Below are 4,464 nucleotides of genomic sequence, written 5' to 3'. Positions count from 1 at the left end.
TGCGCGCGCAGCGGATAGGGACCGAACTGTCTCACGACGTTCTAAACCCAGCTCGCGTACCGCTTTAATGGGCGAACAGCCCAACCCTTGGGACCTACTCCAGCCCCAGGATGCGACGAGCCGACATCGAGGTGCCAAACCATGCCGTCGATATGGACTCTTGGGCAAGATCAGCCTGTTATCCCCGGGGTACCTTTTATCCGTTGAGCGACGGCGCTTCCACAAGCCACCGCCGGATCACTAGTTCCGACTTTCGTCCCTGCTCGACCTGTCAGTCTCACAGTCAAGCTCCCTTGTGCACTTGCACTCGACACCTGATTGCCAACCAGGCTGAGGGAACCTTTGAGCGCCTCCGTTACATTTTAGGAGGCAACCGCCCCAGTTAAACTACCCACCAGGCACTGTCCCTGATCCGGATTACGGACCGAGGTTAGATATCCAGAGCGACCAGAGTGGTATTTCAACGTTGACTCCACACACACTGGCGTGCATGCTTCACAGTCTCCCACCTATCCTACACAAGCCGCACCGAACACCAATACCAAGCTATAGTAAAGGTCCCGGGGTCTTTCCGTCCTGCTGCGCGTAACGAGCATCTTTACTCGTAGTGCAATTTCGCCGAGTTCGCGGTTGAGACAGCGGAGAAGTCGTTACGCCATTCGTGCAGGTCGGAACTTACCCGACAAGGAATTTCGCTACCTTAGGATGGTTATAGTTACCACCGCCGTTTACTGGGGCTTAAATTCTGAGCTTCGCTCCGAAGAGCTGACCCGTCCTCTTAACCTTCCAGCACCGGGCAGGCGTCAGTCCGTATACATCGTCTTGCGACTTCGCACGGACCTGTGTTTTTAGTAAACAGTCGCTTCTCCCTGGTCTCTGCGGCCGTCAACGCTCGGGAAGCAAGTTCCGTCACGCATCGGGCCCCCCTTCTCCCGAAGTTACGGGGGCATTTTGCCGAGTTCCTTAACCACGATTCTCTCGATCGCCTTAGTATTCTCTACCTGACCACCTGAGTCGGTTTAGGGTACGGGCGGCTAGAACCTCGCGCCGAGGCTTTTCTTGACAGCATAGGATCACCCAATTCGCGCATACGCGCTATCTATCAGTTCTCAGGCTATGTGAACAGCGGATTTGCCTACTGTTCGCCCTACAACCTTGGACACGGTCAACCATCGCCGTGCTGGGCTACCTTCCTGCGTCACCCCTGTTAATACGCTTACCTAGTACCGGTTCGGGTCGCGCGCCGCTCTCGCGATGCCTCCCGAAGGAGACGGTGCGAGTTAAGGGCGCTTAGCATCACCGGGTTCGGTATGGGCGGTTCTTCGCCGGTAGGAGAATATCAACTCCTTGTCCATCGACTACGCCTGTCGGCCTCGCCTTAGGTCCCGACTTACCCAGGGCGGATTAGCCTGGCCCTGGAACCCTTGGTCATTCGGCGGACGGGTTTCTCACCCGTCTTTCGCTACTCATGCCTGCATTCTCACTCGTGTAGGCTCCACCGCTGGGTTACCCCGCGACTTCACTGCCCACACGACGCTCCCCTACCCATCCACACGCCTGGACCACGAAGGCCTAGCGTTTGTGTGAATGCCACAGCTTCGGCGGTGTACTTGAGCCCCGCTACATTGTCGGCGCGGAATCACTTGACCAGTGAGCTATTACGCACTCTTTCAAGGGTGGCTGCTTCTAAGCCAACCTCCTGGTTGTCTGTGCAACTCCACATCCTTTCCCACTTAGCACACGCTTAGGGGCCTTAGCTGGTGGTCTGGGCTGTTTCCCTCTCGACTATGGAGCTTATCCCCCACAGTCTCACTCCCGCGCTCTCACTTACCGGCATTCGGAGTTTGGCTGACGTCAGTAACCTTGTAGGGCCCATCGGCCATCCAGTAGCTCTACCTCCGGCAAGAAACACGCGAGGCTGCACCTAAATGCATTTCGGGGAGAACCAGCTATCACGAAGTTTGATTGGCCTTTCACCCCTAACCACAGGTCATCCCCCAGGTTTTCAACCCTGGTGGGTTCGGTCCTCCACGTAGTCTTACCCACGCTTCAACCTGCCCATGGCTAGATCACTTCGCTTCGGGTCTAGACCCAGCGACTCATTCGCCCTATTCAGACTCGCTTTCGCTACGGCTTCCCCACACGGGTTAACCTTGCCACTGAGCACTAACTCGCAGGCTCATTCTTCAAAAGGCACGCTGTCACCCCTGCTAGGGAGGCTCCAACGGATTGTAGGCACACGGTTTCAGGTACTATTTCACTCCCCTCCCGGGGTACTTTTCACCTTTCCCTCACGGTACTGGTCCGCTATCGGTCACTAGGTAGTATTTAGGCTTAGCAAGTGGTCTTGCCGGATTCACACGGGATTTCTCGGGCCCCGTGCTACTTGGGATCCCCTTCGGGAGGCCACGTCATTTCGTCTACGGGGGTCGCACCCTCTGTGCCGGGCCTTTCAATGCCCTTCGACTATAACGCGACTTTCTGACTCCCTGACCGGGTACCAGCCCGGTCTGAAAGGTCCCACAACCCCGCCCATGCAACGCCTGGTAGCTATCACACATGAACGGTTTGGCCTGTTCCGCTTTCGCTCGCCACTACTCACGGAATATCTCTTCCTGTCGGTACTGAGATGTTTCACTTCCCGACGTTCCCTCCACACACCCTATATATTCAGGTGCGGGTCACTGGACATGACTCCAGCGGGGTTTCCCCATTCGGAGATCCTCGGATCACGGTTCGTTTGCCAACTCCCCGAGGCTTATCGCAGGCTACAACGTCCTTCATCGGCTCCTAGTGCCAAGGCATCCACCCTGTGCCCTTAAAAACTTGACAACAAAAAATTGCAGAGAACAAAGATAAATCTTTGATCTTACAAAGATGCTCGCGTCCACTGTGCAGTTCTCAAGCTACGGACGATCCCACCCGCTCCCACGGCCTACCAACACAAGGTCGGCGGTTCACCCAGGAGACGCGATGGCCCGTTCAGAGCGACCCCACCCGTACGGGCGGTTCCCTCAGGACCCAACAGTGTGCTTGGCAAACCCCATCCCCCGTACCCGTGATGTTCCACCACCCACCGAAGTGGACAGGTACTGACACGAACCGTCTTGGACGAAGCTCTTCGTTAATGTTCCACCCTTGAGCAACCATCCACCCACACGTTCGGTGAGCGCCATGGCCTCTGCACAACCAACCCGAGGGCCGGCTGTGAGTGATGCTCCTTAGAAAGGAGGTGATCCAGCCGCACCTTCCGGTACGGCTACCTTGTTACGACTTAGTCCCAATCGCCAGTCCCACCTTCGACAGCTCCCTCCACAAGGGTTGGGCCACCGGCTTCGGGTGTTACCGACTTTCGTGACTTGACGGGCGGTGTGTACAAGGCCCGGGAACGTATTCACCGCAGCGTTGCTGATCTGCGATTACTAGCGACTCCGACTTCATGGGGTCGAGTTGCAGACCCCAATCCGAACTGAGACCGGCTTTTTGGGATTCGCTCCACCTCGCGGTATCGCAGCCCTTTGTACCGGCCATTGTAGCATGCGTGAAGCCCAAGACATAAGGGGCATGATGATTTGACGTCATCCCCACCTTCCTCCGAGTTGACCCCGGCAGTCTCTTATGAGTCCCCACCATGACGTGCTGGCAACATAAGACGAGGGTTGCGCTCGTTGCGGGACTTAACCCAACATCTCACGACACGAGCTGACGACAACCATGCACCACCTGTACACCGACCTTGCGGGGCAACCATCTCTGGAAGTTTCCGGTGTATGTCAAGCCTTGGTAAGGTTCTTCGCGTTGCATCGAATTAATCCGCATGCTCCGCCGCTTGTGCGGGCCCCCGTCAATTCCTTTGAGTTTTAGCCTTGCGGCCGTACTCCCCAGGCGGGGCACTTAATGCGTTTGCTGCGGCACGGAACTCGTGGAATGAGCCCCACACCTAGTGCCCAACGTTTACGGCATGGACTACCAGGGTATCTAATCCTGTTCGCTCCCCATGCTTTCGCTCCTCAGCGTCAGTTGCGGCCCAGTGACCTGCCTTCGCCATCGGTGTTCCTCCTGATATCTGCGCATTCCACCGCTACACCAGGAATTCCAGTCACCCCTACCGCACTCTAGTCTGCCCGTACCCGATGCAAGCTCAAGGTTGAGCCTTGAGTTTTCACACCAGACGCGACAAACCGCCTACGAGCTCTTTACGCCCAATAATTCCGGACAACGCTTGCGCCCTACGTATTACCGCGGCTGCTGGCACGTAGTTAGCCGGCGCTTCTTCTGCAGGTACCGTCACTTGCGCTTCTTCCCTGCTGAAAGAGGTTTACAACCCGAAGGCCTTCATCCCTCACGCGGCGTCGCTGCATCAGGCTTGCGCCCATTGTGCAATATTCCCCACTGCTGCCTCCCGTAGGAGTCTGGGCCGTGTCTCAGTCCCAGTGTGGCCGGTCGCCCTCTCAGGCCGGCTAC

At 56.9% G+C, this 4,464-nt stretch carries 2 rRNA genes; both read right to left on the bottom strand.

The window, feature by feature from the left end:
* A 23S ribosomal RNA gene (locus ACFWFR_RS17665) occupies window positions 1-2,832 on the bottom strand; the annotation flags it as partial.
* Between the two features lie 393 nt (window positions 2,833-3,225).
* Window positions 3,226-4,464: ribosomal RNA gene (locus ACFWFR_RS17660) — 16S ribosomal RNA — on the bottom strand; the annotation flags it as partial.

Origin of the sequence: Oerskovia sp. NPDC060287, assembly GCF_042726775.1 — a bacterium.
Taxonomy (GTDB): Bacteria; Actinomycetota; Actinomycetes; order Actinomycetales; family Cellulomonadaceae; genus Oerskovia; species Oerskovia merdavium.
This window is presented reverse-complemented; position numbering and strand designations above follow the sequence as displayed.